Below are 14,191 nucleotides of genomic sequence, written 5' to 3'. Positions count from 1 at the left end.
GCGAGACAAAAAGATTCATTGTGGTGAGGGGATTTATCCCCGATGGGCTGCGCAGCAGCCCTGAGACCTGTGCACTCGGTGTTTCAGATAGCCCGCGTTTGTAGGATTTGGGGCTGCTTCGCCGCCCATCGGGGATAAATCCCCTCGCCACAAAAACCTCTCACTTAGGGGGACGATCAGAGTTGTCGCCACATGTGGATCTTGTCGAAGTAGTCTTCGCCGACCCGCACCGCCAGCGGCTCAAGGCCGAACTGGATGAAGCCGCAGCGTTGGTACAGGGAGAACGCGGCGTCGTTGCCGGCGGTGACGGTCAGTTGGATGAGTTTCAGTGCAGGATGGGTGTGTGCTTCGGCGATGGCGGCCTGCACCAATGCATGGCCCAGGCCGTGCTGGCGAAAATCGGCTGAGACGTACATGCCGAACAGGGTCGACTTATGGCGGGCCTTTTCTCGCGGCTCGAATGCCAGGCCGACGATGCCGGCCAGTGTGCCTTCCTCGAACGCACCGAGCACCACGTCGAGCTTGCTGGTCAGCCGCGCTTCCCACCAGCTCAGCGGCATCACCGCGCGCTCGCGCACGCTGGAGGTGAAGGCCTGCGGATGGCGGTCGTAGGCTTCGAGCATCAGCTCGCGGTAAGCCAGGGCATGACTGGCGTCGAGGCGTTCGATCCACATGCTCAGGCCGTCCTGCGTTGTTCAAGCATCAGACGCACCGCCAGACCGGCGAGTACAAATCCCATGAAGTAACGCTGCAGCGCCAGCCATGTCGGATTGCGCACGAACCACGACGCGATGCCCGCCGCGAACAGCGCGATCAGCAGATTGACGCTGAAACTGACGCTGATCTGGGTCAGGCCAAGAATGATGCTCTGGGTGAACACAGAACCGTGTTCGGGGCTGATGAATTGCGGAAACACCGAGAGGTAAAACACGGCGATTTTCGGGTTCAGGGCGCTGGTAAGAAAGCCCATGGTGATCAGTTTGCGCGACGAATCCGCCGGCAGTTGCTGCGCTTCGAACGGCGAGCGCGCACCGGGTCTGACCGCTTGCCAGGCCAGCCACAGCAGATACAGCGCACCGGCCCACTTCAGCACTTCATAAGCCAGCGGCACCGCCAGAAACACCGCGGTCAAGCCGGCGGCCGCGGCAAACATATGCACGAAAAATCCCGCGACCACACCGAGCAACGAGGTGACTCCGGCCTTGCGTCCCTGACAGATCGAACGCGAGATCAGGTAGATCATGTTCGGCCCCGGCGTCAGTACCATCAACAGCGCGGCGGCGGCGAAGATCAGCAGGTCTTGAAGCGGGATCATGGCAATGTCCTTTGCGTGAATGATCAGGCGAGCGCCGTCAGTGAGCTGCGATAAAACGGCAGGATCAGGTCGCGTGTCAATGGCGCCAGAACCACAGCAGGATCAGTGGCGGGATCAATCCAGATCACTTCCTCGATTTCGGCAGCGGGCGTCACATCGGCGTCGATGGTCAGCTGAAAAATCTCCGCTTGCACGACGAATCCCGGCTCGTTGGCTGCCGGCGCCGAGAACTGGCCAAGGAAGCAGGCCTGCGCCGGGTCGATTTGCAGGCCCAGCTCTTCTTCCAGCTCGCGGGCCAGTGCGTGCACCGGCAACTCATGGGCTTCGATCTTGCCGCCCGGTTGCATGAACGCCGTGGTGCCGCGCTTGCGCACCAGCAGAGTCTGGCCTTCGGCGTTGAGCAACAGCGCAGCGGCGATACGGATGAGGTTTGGAGCGACAACGGATGCAGAGGTCATGGGTCAGCCACCGGCCTGGAAAAACCGCAAGGATCCCATGCCCGGCCTGATTCAGTCACCTCACAGGTCACTCCCCCTGAGCCTTGAGCGCGGTTTCATCCTCCTCGGGCAGCTTGACGAATATCTTGTATTTGCCGCCCTCCATGGCTTCGAAGGCAATCAGCTTTTCCACCAGCAGCGCGCTGAGCACCTTGCCGGCGTTGAGCAGCAGCATGCCGTTATCGGCATTCAGATTGCGCGCCAGAATCATCCCTGCCGCCAGGTCCCGGGTGGTCAGCACCTTGACCGACGGGTCGGCGAGGGTGACGTCGTCCAGAAATGCCGCGCACACCTGAATGAAATCTTCGACCAGCTCGGGATCATACAAACGCCCGGCGTACTGCCGCAGATAGAGCAACGCTTCGTCGCTGTTCAAATGCCGTTCGAGGATCAGGCCGCGTTGCAACTCGACGAAATCCACTGCCAGTTTCAGCAACCGCGACCCCAACGCAATCGCCTCGCCCTTGAGCCGGTCAGGAAAACCGCTGCCGTCCCAGCGCTCCTGGTGATGCAGGATCAGGCGCGCCGCGTCCTTCATCGGGTCAAGCGTCATCAACAGAGATTCGCTCTGCTTCGGATAGCTGCGATAACGCTCGCGATCGGTGTGACGCAGCAAGTCCGAAGGCGTGGTCATCATGCCGTCGGTCCAGCTCAGTTTGCCGATGTTGTACAGCGCGGCGGCCATGGTCAGATCGCGGCTTGAGGCCTCGTCCAGACCGTGCTGTTTGCAGTAGCTGCGCACCAGTTCGATGATCTGCCGGTTGGTCTGCTTGGCAGGTGGCAGACGCAGATTGGCCAGCAGCGAGAACACTTCGGTGCCGGTGACATAGCTGTGTTTGAGTTCTTCGTAGGCCAGGTCAAGCATGTCGGCGGTCTGCTGCAACTCGGCGGTACGCGCCGCGACGTGCTTTTCCAGGGTGCTGTTGAGCAGCTTGAGCTGGTCGTTCTGCACCCGGGTCAGGCGTTCCAGACGTTGGCGCTCCTGCTCGGAATGCTGGTGTTCGAGGGCTTGGCGCAGGATCAGCAGCAACTCCTCGTCATTCCACGGTTTGCTGATGTAGCGGTGAATCTGCCCGTCGTTGATCGCCTTGATGATTGCCGACGGGTCGGCATAACCGGTGAGCATGATGCGCACGGTCGCCGGATAGCGTTGGCGGACATGCGCCAGTAACGAGGCGCCATCCATGTTCGGCATGCGCGCATCGCTCATCACCAGGTCCACGGGCTGCTGCTCCAGCATCTCCAGCGCCTGGGCACCGCTGGTCACCAACAGGACGTCATAGGGTTGTCCCCGCAGCAGACGACGCAGGCTGTTGAGGATCGATTCCTCGTCATCGACCAGCAACACCTTGGGTCGATGTATCGGCAAAGGGGCGGATTGCTCTTCCATGGCTTGGCCTCAAGAAACAGGGTTAAAGACACATCGACCGACCGCCTCACTGGCCCGCGCCTGAGTCCAAGGCTAGATGATTTTTGACTGCATTCACGCAAATCTTCGCTCACAGGCCACGGCGTCGCGCCGGGACGACTATGCTGAACACGGCGCAATACTCCATCGGTCGAACCGACAAGTTGCGAGGGAAAAGGATGCCCCGGATGACACCCGCCAGCGGCCTCATGGGCGGCGCGGCATGAACCAGCCAACAGCGCAGATCAATCGCCGAGTGCTCATCGTCGACGACAGCCCGTCGATCCATGGCGATTTCGCCAAGATTCTCTGCCCGCTCGTCCCCGCTGATGACGGCCTGGGCGAAACCGAGAATCTGTTGTTTGGCACCCCGTCCGCGACACCGTCCCAGCATTTCGAGCTGGACTCGGCCTTTCAGGGCCGCGAAGCGCTGGAAAAACTCGAAGCCGCGCTGGCTGAAAACCGCCCCTACGCCATGGCGTTCATCGACATGCGCATGCCGCCAGGCTGGGATGGCCTGGAGACCATCGAACGGTTGTGGCAAGTCGACCCCAAGCTGCAAGTCGCGCTGTGCACGGCGTATTCCGACTATTCCTGGGAAGACATCGACCAGCGTCTGGCACTCAATGACCGCTTGCTGATTCTGAAAAAGCCGTTCGACGCGATCGAGATCCGGCAGATGGCCAGCGCGCTCACGGTCAAATGGCAGATGACCGAAGACGCCGAGCTGAAAATGAACCAGCTGGAACAGGCGGTTCAGGCGCGCACCCGCGAGCTGTCCGACGCCAACATGATTGTGCAGAACAGCCCGACCATCCTGTACCGGCTGCGCGGCGATCCGTCGTTTGCCCTGATGTACATCTCCCACAACATCACCCGTTACGGCCATGTCGCCGCCGACCTGCTGCGCTCGCCCAACTGGGCGCAGGAACTGATTCACCCGGACGATCAGGCCAGCGTCGATGCCGCCATGGCGCGGGTGCTGGATCGGCATGCGTCGGGCGCGTCGATCGAATTTCGCCTGAGAACCGGCCAGGGCACCTGGCGCTGGGTGGAAAACCGCTATATCCCGGTGCGCGATGATGACGGCCGTCTGCTGGAAGTCGAAGGCATCATCCTCGACATCACCGAGCGCCGCGTGGCCGAGGAAAAACTGGCGTTGCTGGCGCGCTCCGACGGCCTGACAGGCCTGGCCAATCGCGCCACGCTGATCGAACGCCTGCATCAGGCCTTCGCCGCCGCGCGTCGGGGGGCCGCGCCGTTTGCGGTGTTTTATCTGGATCTTGACCACTTCAAACGGATCAACGACACCTTGGGCCACCCGGTGGGCGATCTGCTGCTGCAGGAAGTCGCCCGCCGCATCAAATCAGGCGTGCGCGAAAGCGACGTGGTGGCGCGCCTGGGCGGCGATGAATTCGCGATCCTGCAACTGGACGTCAGCGATCCGACCCAATCAGCCGCCATGGCGGCCAATATCCGCGACACGCTGCTGGCGCCCTACAACCTGGCCGGCAATGCGTTGCACATTTCGGTGAGCATCGGCATCAGCAGTTACAGCGAGCTCAGTCTCGACGCCGACAGCCTGCTAAGCCAGGCCGACATGGCGCTGTACCGTGCCAAGGAAATGGGGCGCAACCAGTATCACTTTCACTCCGAGGACATCTCGCGGGAAGTGGCCGAACGCATGACCCTCGTCGACGAATTGACCAGCGCCCTTCAGGGCAATCAACTGTTGCTGCATTACGCACCGGAGATTGACCTGCACAGCGGCAGGATTCTGGGCATGGAGGCGCAAATCCTCTGGCAACATCCGCGCCTCGGCCTGCTGCCTGCCTCCGCCTTCGTACCGATAGCGGAGAAAACCGGCGCGATCATTCCGCTCGGACGCTGGGTACTGAATCACGCCTGCCACCAGATGCACCTGTGGCGAAATGACGGGGTCGCCCCGCCGGTGATGGCGATCAAGATTTCCCTGGCACAGCTCAAGAGCGGCCCCGAACTGATCTATGACGTTCTGCGCACCACCGCACGCTGGGAACTCGCCCCCTGGGACCTGCGATTCGATGTCACCGAAGCCACGCTGGCCCAGACCAAGTGGACCCACAACGATGCATTGCCGCGCCTGCGTGAGCTGGGCGTGGCGATTGCCATCGATGATTTCGGCACCGAATATTCCTCGTTCGATTACCTGAAAACCTACCGGGTCAATCACCTCAAACTGGCCCAGAGCTTTATCGCCAGCGCGTCCCAGGATGTGGCCGGAGCCAACGCCCTGCGAGCGATCGTCAATTTCGCCCGGGATCTGGACATCGGCATCATCGCCGAAGGCCAGACACCCCTGAATCGACCCGATGTACCCCGTGCCGAAGCACCGCTGCCCAGCGCACAGGGGTTGTATTTCAGCGAAGCGGTCAGCGCCGAACAGGCGGGCCGGCTGCTCCGGGACGTGCCCCGCGCGGCGCCCTCCCCCAAGGAGGATGAGGCATGAAAACGGCCTTCCCCCAGACCAACCGGCGCATCCTGATCATCGATGACACGCCAGCGATTCATGAAGACTTTCGCAAGATTCTGGCCCCGCAGGCGCAGGACGACGTCGACTTGCATCAGTTGGAACAGACGCTGTTCGGTACCCGCCAATCGCCGCACCTGACCTTCCAGCTCGATTCCGCCTATCAGGGCCAGGAAGCCCTGGCCCTGGTCAAACACGCGCTGGCCAGCGGCAACCCGTATGCTCTGGCGTTCATCGACATGCGCATGCCACCGGGCTGGGATGGCCTGGAAACCATCGAGCAGCTATGGCGTGTCGATCCAAATCTGCAGGTTGCCCTGTGCACCGCGTACAGCGACTACAGCTGGGAAGCGATGGCCGAACGGCTGGAATTCGGCGACCAGTTGCTGATACTGAAAAAGCCGTTCGACAGTCTGGAAATCCGTCAGATGGCCAACGCCCTGACCTGGAAATGGCAACTGGCGCAGGACGCGGCGCTGAAGATGCTCAGCCTTGAGCAGACCATCGAGGCGCGGGTTCACGAATTGCTCAAGGTCTCGCATCTGTTGCAATACGACAGCCTCACGGAGCTGCCCAACAGCACCCTGCTGGGTGATCGCCTGAGCCAGGCCATGGCTGTCTGCCGGCGCCATGACAAGCAACTGGTGGTGATGTTTCTCGGTCTGGATCGCTTCAAGCGCATCAACAACGCGTTGGGCCATCCAGCGGGCGATGAAATGCTCAAACGCACCGCCCGCCAACTGCTGTCATGCGTGCGTGATTCCGACTCGGTGTTTCGCTATGGCTCGGACGAGTTCGTGGTGATCCTCGGCGACATCAACCATCCCCAGCAAACCCACGGCGTCGCGGAAAAACTGCTGGCCGCCATTCGCCTGCCGCAGACGATAGCCGGGCATGACGTCAGCGTCACCGCCAGCGTCGGCATCAGCGTCTACCCCGATGACGGCCTCGAAGCCACCGAGCTGATCAAGAAAGCCGAGACGGCGATGCGCAACGTCAAGGAACACGGCCCTGACAGCGTTGGCTTCTTCATCGAAGCCATGAACCAGCACGCCCGCGAGCAGCACAGCATCGAGTCGGGCATTCGCCGCGCTCTGCACGAGCACGAGTTTGTCCTGCACTATCAGCCGAAAATCGACCTGCGCAGCGGCACCGTGGTCGGCGCCGAAGCGCTGATACGCTGGCAGAAACCGGGACACGGCTGGATCTACCCGGCGGAGTTCATTCCGGTGGCCGAGGACAGTGGACTGATCGTGCCCTTGAGCAAATGGGTACTGGGCGAAGCCTGTCGCCAGACCCGCGCCTGGCAAACAGCCGGTCTGCCGCCGATCCGCATGTCGGTGAACATGTCACCCATCGATTTTCGCCAGCGTGACTTCGTTGCGGGCGTCGAACGCGTGCTTGAGCAGACAGGCCTGGCCCCTGACTGGCTGGAGATCGAGATCACCGAAGGTGTGCTGATGCAGAACGTCGAAACAACGATGGTAGCGCTCAATCGTTTGAAGGCGCTGGGCACCCGCTTGGCCATCGATGACTTCGGCACCGGCTATTCCAGCCTGAGTTACCTGCGCCGGTTTCCGATTGATGTGCTGAAGATCGACCAGTCGTTCATTCGCGGTCTGTGCAACGACAGCAACGATGCGGCACTGGTCAGCGCCATCATCAGCCTGGGCAGGAGTCTGGGGCTCAACGTCATCGCCGAAGGCATCGAAACCGCCGAGCAACTGGCGTTCCTCAAGGCCCACGACTGCGAAGAAGGTCAGGGCTACTTTTTCAGCAAGGCATTACCGGCTGACGACTTTGCGCACTGGCTGGCCAGCGCAGCCCCGCCACCGTGGACGGCGCGATGAACGCCTCGATACCGGCCTTGAGTCAAGGAGACGATTGCCGATGAACCTGTTCCGTCCCGCCATGACGCTGCTGCTGTGCGGACTCTGCGCCGGGGCCAGTGCCGACCCGCTGGACGAGCCGCTCAAACCGTTGCCCGCCGTGCCACAGCAGGACGCCCGGCGCGTGGAACTGGGACGTCGGTTATTCCACGAGCCACGCTTGTCGATCAACAACACACTGTCCTGTGCCAGTTGCCACCAACTGGACAAGAACGGTGCCGACAGCCGGGCGCTCTCGCTGGGGTTCGACGGCAAACCGGTGGCGGTCAACACACCGACCGTGTTCAACGCCAGCCTGAATTTCCGCCAGTTCTGGGACGGCCGCGTCGAGACGCTGGAAGAACAGAGCAATGTCGTCATCACCAGCCCCCATGAAATGGGCAGCGACTGGAGCACGGTCGTCGAGCGGATCGCCAACGACGCCGATTACCGCCGCGATTTCGCCGCCACCTACCCGGACGGCGTGACCAAGACCAACATCCAGCAGGCGCTGGCCAGTTTCGAACGTACCTTGCTGACCCCCAACTCACGCTTCGATCAGTACCTGCTGGGCAATACCGACATCCTCACGCTGGACGAAAAATACGGTTATCAGCGCTTCAAGGAGTACGGCTGTATCTCCTGTCACCAAGGGGTGAACATCGGCGGCAACATGTTCCAGAAGTTTGGCGTGTTCGGTGATTACATTGCCGATCGCGGCAACCCGACCGTGGCCGATCAGGGCCGCTTCAACGTCACTCGAGACGAAGCGGATCGTGAATTTTTCAAAGTGCCGAGCCTGCGCAACGTCGCGCTGACCGCACCGTATTTTCACGACGGGTCAGCGCCTACCCTCGAACGAGCCGTGGATGTGATGTTCCAGTATCAGTTGGGACGCAAGCCGACCGAAGACGACAAAATGCAGATCGTTCTGTTTCTCAAGACCCTGACCGGCCAAAGGGAAGGCAAGCCATGATCAACATTTCCCGTCGCCGTAGTCTGTTGTTGCTCACACTGGTCGTCCTCGCGTTGGCCTCGATCCTGCTGTTTCTGTACTTCAAGTCCAGCTCCGACCAGACCATGACATACACCGAGTCGCGGGATCTGATCCGGCAGATCAAACAGCAGAATTCGCTGTGGGAAAACGAGATCCTCAAGGCGCGGGTGGCGCTGACCCACAACTATGATCCGCTGGTGTCGCCGATGAACGAGATGAACCGGCTCTGGGAGCGCTTCGACGCCATAGAATCGGGGCATGGTCGAAACGATTCGACGCAGTGGAACGAGGCCTATGAGAGTTTCCTGCAAGCGATGCAGGAAAAAACCCGGCTGGTCGAACAGTTCAAATCGCACAACGCCTTGCTGCGCAACTCTCTGGCGTTTTTGCCCACCGCCGAAGACGACATTCAGCAACAACTGGCCAACCTGTCGGACTTCGATAAATCCCAGTTGGAGAACATCACCACCGATACCTACGACCTGCTGCTCAGTGCGCTGGAGTTTGCCCAGGTCACCTCCGATGACCGGGCCGCCGACATCGAGGTGGGTCTGAACAAACTGACCGTCAACGCACAGCGCCTGCCGCAGGCGTTTCAAACCCCGGTCAAAATCCTCAGCAACCACATCAGCCTGATCGCTCGCGAGCAGCCACTGGTCAATCAGTTGCTCGAAAGCATCGAAAACATTCCCGTCGCCGAACGCCTCGACAACATCACCACCATGCTCGATCGCGATCAACAGCGTGTCGATCAGGTCGACCGCCAATACCATTTCTACCTGCTGCTGTTCTCGGTGCTGCTGATGTTGTCGCTGGTGTGGCTGGCCATCCGCCTGATCGGCAGTTTCGCCGAGATCAATCGGGTCAATACGGCCCTGCAAACCGCCAACGATGCACTGGAGCAACGCGTCGAGGAGCGCACCCGGGAACTCAAGAACGCCCAGAGCGAGCTGCTCGACGCTGCACGTCAGGCCGGCATGGCGGAAATCGCCACCAACGTGCTGCACAACGTCGGCAACGTGCTCAACAGCGTGAACATTTCCAGCGATCTGATCGCGCGCAAGCTGCGCAGCAGCAAGACCCAGGGCCTGGGCAAGGCGATGCAACTGATCAACGAGCACCCGCACGACCTCGGCGCCTTTCTCAGCGAAGACGCCAAGGGCAAATTGCTCCCCGGTTATCTCAACCAGCTGGTCGGCGCGATTGCCCAGGAACAGCAGGAAATGGTCGACGAACTGAACCAGATGAACAAAAGCGTCGATCACATCAAGGACATCGTCGCCACCCAGCAATCCTATGCCGGCGCCAACAGCATGACCGAGCCGCTGTTTATCAACGAGCTGCTCGAAGATGCGCTGCGCATGAACGCCGGGGCCCTGACCCGGCATCACGTCACGGTGGTCAAGGAGTACGCCGAGGTGCCGCAGGTGATGGGCGACAAACACCGTTTGCTGTTGATCCTGATCAACCTCATCAGCAACGCCAAATACGCGATGTCTGACCTCAGCAACCGCCCCCGCACCATGACCCTGGCGGTAAGGATCGTCGATGACAACTTCCTCGAAATCAGCGTCAGGGACGACGGCGAAGGCATCGCGCCGGAAAACATGACGCGGATCTTTGCCCACGGTTTCACCACCCGCAAGGAAGGTCATGGCTTCGGTCTGCACAGCTGCGCGCTGGCGGCCATCGAGATGAACGGGCACCTCACCGCGCACAGCGACGGACCGGGCAAAGGCGCGCTGTTCACCTTGCAGATCCCCCTGATCAGCGTCACGGAGAACGCATGAGCGAGTTGTCGAACCGCCGCATTCTGCTGATCGACGATATGCCGTCGATTCATGAAGACTTCCGCAAGATCCTCGCGCCACCGGCAGCTCAGTCAGTGGAACTGGACGAGATGGAAGCTGCACTGTTTGGCGCTCAGATTCGCGCCGAACGTCCGCCGTTCGAGCTGGACTCGGCCTACGGCGGCGAGGAAGGTCTGGGCAAACTGATGCAGGCCTTGCAGGAACAACGCCCTTACGCGCTGGCCTTCGTCGACATGCGCATGCCCGACGGCTGGGACGGCGCAAAAACCATCGAGCATCTATGGCAGCAAGACCCGCTGTTGCAGGTGGTGGTGTGTACCGCCTACTCGGATTATTCCTGGGATGAACTGCTCGAACGTCTGCAGGCGCATGACCGGTTATTGATCCTGAAAAAGCCGTTCGACAACATCGAAGTGCAGCAGATGGCCAACACCCTGCTGACCAAATGGCAGATGACCGAACGGGCCTCGTTGCAGATGCATCACCTGGAACATCTGGTGGATCAGCGTACCGCGCAGTTCAAGCAGGCCAGCGAAGAACTGCAGCGCGAAATAGATGAACGCAAGCAACTGGAAAGTCAGTTGGTGCAGTCGGAAAAGCTTGCGTCACTGGGGCAAATGGCGGCCGGAGTGGCCCATGAAATCAATAACCCGATCGGCTTCATCTCCTCCAACCTCGGCACCCTCGACGGCTACTTCAACCAATTGTTGAGCGTACTCGATGCCTGGCAGACGCTTGGCCCCACGCCGGACAGCGAATCCGTGGCCCGGCTTGAGCAACTGCGCAAAGACGCCGATCTGGATTTTCTGCTCGAAGACATTCCGGTGTTGATCCGCGAATCCAAGGAAGGCATTGGCCGGGTCGGACAGATCGTCAAGGATCTGAAAGATTTCTCCCGGGTCGATACCCATCAGCAATGGCAGTGGGCCAATCTGCAACAAGGCATCGACTCGACGCTGAATATTGTCGCCAGCGAACTCAAGTACAAGGCCGATGTGATCAAGGAATATCAGCCACTGCCGGACATCGAGTGCCTGCCCTCACAAATCAATCAGGTGATCATGAATCTGGTGGTCAACGCGGCGCAGGCCATGGGGCCCGAGCGCGGCACCATCACTTTGCGTACCGGGCAGCAGCAGGACACGGCCTGGGTGGAAGTCGCGGATACCGGCGCGGGGATCGCGCCGGACATCCTGCAGAAAATCTTCGATCCGTTTTTCACCACCAAACCGGTCGGTCAGGGCACCGGGCTTGGCCTGTCCCTGTCTTACGGCATCGTGAAAAAACACGGTGGCGACATTTCAGTCCGCAGCGAACCGGGCGTAGGCACAACCTTTCGCATCGAGTTACCGATGCGCCAGAGCCGACCCGCAGCCTGAGGTGTCTCAGGTCGCTTCCTGAAAATCCATCTCCGGCGGCTGACGACGAAAGCCCCCCGTGAGCACCGCCAGATACACCACGCCAATCGCCAGCCAGCTCAGGCCCAGATACACCGCCAGGTGATCCAGGTTGACCATCAGCCACAAGTCCGCCACCAACCCGATGAACGGGAAGATCAGAAACAGCACCAGCTCACGCGGGCCCTTTTTCTCGCCGCCGATCCAGTAATGAAAGATCACCGACAGGTTGACCAGACTGAACGCCAGGAACGCGCCGAAGTTGATGAACGAAGTGGACGTGGTCACGTCGAGTTTCAGCGCCAGCAACGCCACCACTGCACACAGCAGGATGCTGTTGACCGGTGTGCCAAAGCGCGCATGCAAGGTGCCGAAAAATGACTTGGGCAACACGCCGTCGCGGCCCATCGCAAACAGCAGACGCGAACCGCTGGCCTGGGCCGACAACCCCGAGGCGAACTGGCCGACGATCAAGCCAATGAGGAAGATCGAGACGAACAGATCGCCGCCGATGTTGCGCGCAATTTCATAGGCCGCCGAATCGACGCTGTCGAACTGGAATGACGGGTGGGCGATCTGCACAAAGTACGACACCCCGACGAAGATCAGCCCGCCAATCAGCGTAATCAACATGATCGCCCGTGGAATGGTGCGGCGTGGGTCGCGGGTCTCTTCGGTCAGCGTACTGACCGCGTCGAAACCGAGGAACGAATAACAGGCGATGGCCGCGCCGCTCATGATCAGCGGCATCTGCATGTCGCCGTTGAAAAACGGTTTGATCGACCACAACGGCGTGCGCGCATCGCCGCCGACGTAGTGCACGCACAACGCGACGAAAGCGATCAGCACCAGAAATTGCACCAGCATCAGCAAGGCATTGATGCCGTTGGCCAGTTTCAGGCCGATGATATTGATCGCGCTGGTGATGCCGATGAACGCCAGTACCCAGATCCACTGCGGGATCAACGGGAAGGCCGAAGCGAGGTACGCCGCGCCGATCAGCCAGATCGCCATCGGCAAAAACAGGTAATCGAGCAGCACCGCCCAACCGGCGATGAAGCCGAGCTTGGGGCTGATCGCCTTGCGCACGTAGCTGTAGGCGGAACCGGCGACCGGGAACGCGGCGGCCATGCGCCCGTAGCTCATGGCGGTGAAGAACATCGCCACCAGTGCCGCCAGATACGCGGCCGGGACCATGCCGGCGGTGGATTGCGCGAGGATGCCGAAAGTGCCGAGGACAATGATCGGCGTCATGTAGGCGATGCCGAACAGCACCACCGACCCTAATGACAGGGTGCGTTGCAAACGAGCCATGGGCGACTTACTCCGAATGTTATTGGATTTATGGCAGAGCCGAGTTCGGCGAATATTTCGGGTGTGGCTTTGTTGTTTTTTGGATCAAGCAGGTGTGTTGTCTGGACTGGTCTCTTCGCGAGCAAGCTCGCTCCCACAGTGACCGCGCTCCCCTGTGGGAGCGAGCTTGCTCGCGAAGGCGTCAGCCCGACCGACACAGAACCCGGATCAGCGCGCAGGAATCAGCAACTCACGCAATCCAGAAGCGTGCTCCACCACCTCCCCCGGCAGTTTCAAACGCTGATCATCCAGGTAGCGGTAATCCTTGCGCGCAACCTCCAACCGGTCGAAATCCAGCTCGACGCTGAACTGCCCTTCCTCACGCCCCGCTTCGAACAGCAATTCCCCCAGCGGATCCACCAGCGCACTGCCGCCGGCAAACATCAAGCCGTCATCCCCGGCCTCAACGCGGTTGACCATCAGCGCAAACGCCTGGTTTTCCTGGGCGCGGGCCATGATTGCGGTGCGGTGCGTCGGGGCGTACGGGTCCATGTTGCCGTTGGTCACGATCAGCAATTCGGCGCCCAGTTGCGCCAGTGCGCGGGCGGATTCGGGAAACTCGATGTCGTAGCAGATCAGCAGGCCGACGCGCACACCGTTCCACTCGCAAGTGGCATAGCGGTCGCCGGGTTCGAACACGCCGCGATCCGAAGCCCAGAGGTGGGTCTTGCGGTACTTGAGGGCGATGCCTTCGGGGGTGATCAGCAGGGTGGTGTTGTAGAAGCGACCGTTGTCGTTTTCGGCCATGCCGATCACCACAGCGATGTTGCGCTCGCGGGCGGCGGCCAGCACCGCGCGGACGGTCGGGCCATCCAGCGGCTCGGCGATCTGCGCCACAGTGTCGGCGCTCGGAAAGCCCATCAGGTGGGTTTCCGGGAACACGATCAATTGCGTGTCGACGGCGCATGCGGCAATCGCCGCGAGGGCACGTTCGAGGTTGTACGCCGTGTCTTTGTCACGGCCCGCCAGTTGGGCGAGTTCGACTTTCATCGCGAGTCCTTATGGTCATGGCCGGGCGCTGAAAGATTGCCCGGTG

11 protein-coding genes are annotated in these 14,191 nt (G+C 60.8%); 5 read left to right on the top strand and 6 right to left on the bottom strand.

Annotated elements, in window-relative coordinates:
* Positions 1-176: 176 nt before the first annotated feature.
* The 4 genes from J1G18_RS15595 to J1G18_RS15580 all read right to left on the bottom strand — a co-directional run bounded on the left by J1G18_RS15595 (position 177) and on the right by J1G18_RS15580 (position 3,202).
* On the bottom strand, positions 177-674 hold the full coding sequence (locus tag J1G18_RS15595; protein WP_096795595.1) for a GNAT family N-acetyltransferase: 498 nt from the start codon (positions 672-674) through the stop codon (positions 177-179).
* A 2-nt stretch (positions 675-676) separates the two neighbouring features.
* Complete coding sequence (locus tag J1G18_RS15590) at positions 677-1,315, bottom strand: LysE family translocator (protein ID WP_096795594.1); 639 nt, start codon at positions 1,313-1,315, stop codon at positions 677-679.
* A gap of 23 nt (positions 1,316-1,338) precedes the next feature.
* Complete coding sequence (locus J1G18_RS15585; RefSeq protein WP_223008030.1) at positions 1,339-1,773, bottom strand: NUDIX hydrolase; 435 nt, start codon at positions 1,771-1,773, stop codon at positions 1,339-1,341.
* A gap of 67 nt (positions 1,774-1,840) precedes the next feature.
* Positions 1,841-3,202 carry an HD domain-containing phosphohydrolase gene (locus J1G18_RS15580; protein WP_223008029.1) on the bottom strand — a complete coding sequence of 454 codons (1,362 nt, stop codon included), beginning with the start codon at positions 3,200-3,202 and terminating at the stop codon, positions 1,841-1,843.
* 241 nt (positions 3,203-3,443) lie between these two features.
* On the opposite strand from J1G18_RS15580, the gene J1G18_RS15575 reads away from it, so the two are divergent.
* Genes J1G18_RS15575 through J1G18_RS15555 form a run of 5 tightly spaced genes read left to right on the top strand, consistent with a single transcriptional unit; the run spans position 3,444 to position 11,784 of the window.
* Positions 3,444-5,708, top strand: coding sequence for an EAL domain-containing protein (locus J1G18_RS15575; protein ID WP_223008028.1), 2,265 nt, complete (start codon positions 3,444-3,446; stop codon positions 5,706-5,708).
* The gene (locus tag J1G18_RS15570) at positions 5,705-7,579 is read left to right on the top strand and encodes a putative bifunctional diguanylate cyclase/phosphodiesterase (RefSeq protein ID WP_134787249.1); all 1,875 of its coding nucleotides are present in this window, start codon (positions 5,705-5,707) and stop codon (positions 7,577-7,579) included. The genes J1G18_RS15575 and J1G18_RS15570 overlap by 4 nt, the downstream gene beginning before the upstream one ends.
* A 40-nt stretch (positions 7,580-7,619) precedes the next feature.
* Positions 7,620-8,573 (top strand): cytochrome-c peroxidase, encoded by a 954-nt coding sequence (locus J1G18_RS15565; RefSeq protein WP_134787250.1) that lies wholly within the window; start codon positions 7,620-7,622, stop codon positions 8,571-8,573.
* The gene (locus J1G18_RS15560; protein ID WP_134787251.1) at positions 8,570-10,384 is read left to right on the top strand and encodes a DAHL domain-containing protein; all 1,815 of its coding nucleotides are present in this window, start codon (positions 8,570-8,572) and stop codon (positions 10,382-10,384) included. Before J1G18_RS15565 ends, J1G18_RS15560 begins: the two co-directional genes overlap by 4 nt.
* A complete protein-coding gene (locus J1G18_RS15555; RefSeq protein WP_123588571.1) occupies positions 10,381-11,784 on the top strand; it encodes an ATP-binding protein in 1,404 nt (467 codons plus the stop codon). The genes J1G18_RS15560 and J1G18_RS15555 overlap by 4 nt, the downstream gene beginning before the upstream one ends.
* 6 nt (positions 11,785-11,790) lie before the next feature.
* Here J1G18_RS15555 and J1G18_RS15550 read toward each other — a convergent pair whose 3' ends face one another.
* Positions 11,791-13,116: an APC family permease gene (locus J1G18_RS15550; protein WP_223008027.1), complete on the bottom strand. Its 1,326-nt coding sequence runs from the start codon at positions 13,114-13,116 to the stop codon at positions 11,791-11,793.
* Between the two features lie 207 nt (positions 13,117-13,323).
* Positions 13,324-14,145, bottom strand: a complete 822-nt coding sequence (locus tag J1G18_RS15545; protein WP_223008026.1) for a carbon-nitrogen hydrolase family protein — start codon at positions 14,143-14,145, stop codon at positions 13,324-13,326.
* Positions 14,146-14,191 lie beyond the last annotated feature (46 nt).

The organism is Pseudomonas sp. MIS38 (assembly GCF_019891575.1).
Taxonomy (GTDB): domain Bacteria; phylum Pseudomonadota; class Gammaproteobacteria; order Pseudomonadales; family Pseudomonadaceae; genus Aquipseudomonas; species Aquipseudomonas putida_A.
Note: the sequence above shows the minus strand (reverse complement) of the source record. Positions and strands in the feature narration are given on the sequence as shown.

Coding starts and splice junctions, on each gene's coding strand:
- J1G18_RS15595 (WP_096795595.1), bottom strand. CDS start 674: ATGTGGATCGAACGCCTCGACGCCAGTCATGCCCTGGCTTACCGCGAG.
- J1G18_RS15590 (WP_096795594.1), bottom strand. CDS start 1,315: ATGATCCCGCTTCAAGACCTGCTGATCTTCGCCGCCGCCGCGCTGTTG.
- J1G18_RS15585 (WP_223008030.1), bottom strand. CDS start 1,773: ATGACCTCTGCATCCGTTGTCGCTCCAAACCTCATCCGTATCGCCGCT.
- J1G18_RS15580 (WP_223008029.1), bottom strand. CDS start 3,202: ATGGAAGAGCAATCCGCCCCTTTGCCGATACATCGACCCAAGGTGTTG.
- J1G18_RS15575 (WP_223008028.1), top strand. CDS start 3,444: ATGAACCAGCCAACAGCGCAGATCAATCGCCGAGTGCTCATCGTCGAC.
- J1G18_RS15570 (WP_134787249.1), top strand. CDS start 5,705: ATGAAAACGGCCTTCCCCCAGACCAACCGGCGCATCCTGATCATCGAT.
- J1G18_RS15565 (WP_134787250.1), top strand. CDS start 7,620: ATGAACCTGTTCCGTCCCGCCATGACGCTGCTGCTGTGCGGACTCTGC.
- J1G18_RS15560 (WP_134787251.1), top strand. CDS start 8,570: ATGATCAACATTTCCCGTCGCCGTAGTCTGTTGTTGCTCACACTGGTC.
- J1G18_RS15555 (WP_123588571.1), top strand. CDS start 10,381: ATGAGCGAGTTGTCGAACCGCCGCATTCTGCTGATCGACGATATGCCG.
- J1G18_RS15550 (WP_223008027.1), bottom strand. CDS start 13,116: ATGGCTCGTTTGCAACGCACCCTGTCATTAGGGTCGGTGGTGCTGTTC.
- J1G18_RS15545 (WP_223008026.1), bottom strand. CDS start 14,145: ATGAAAGTCGAACTCGCCCAACTGGCGGGCCGTGACAAAGACACGGCG.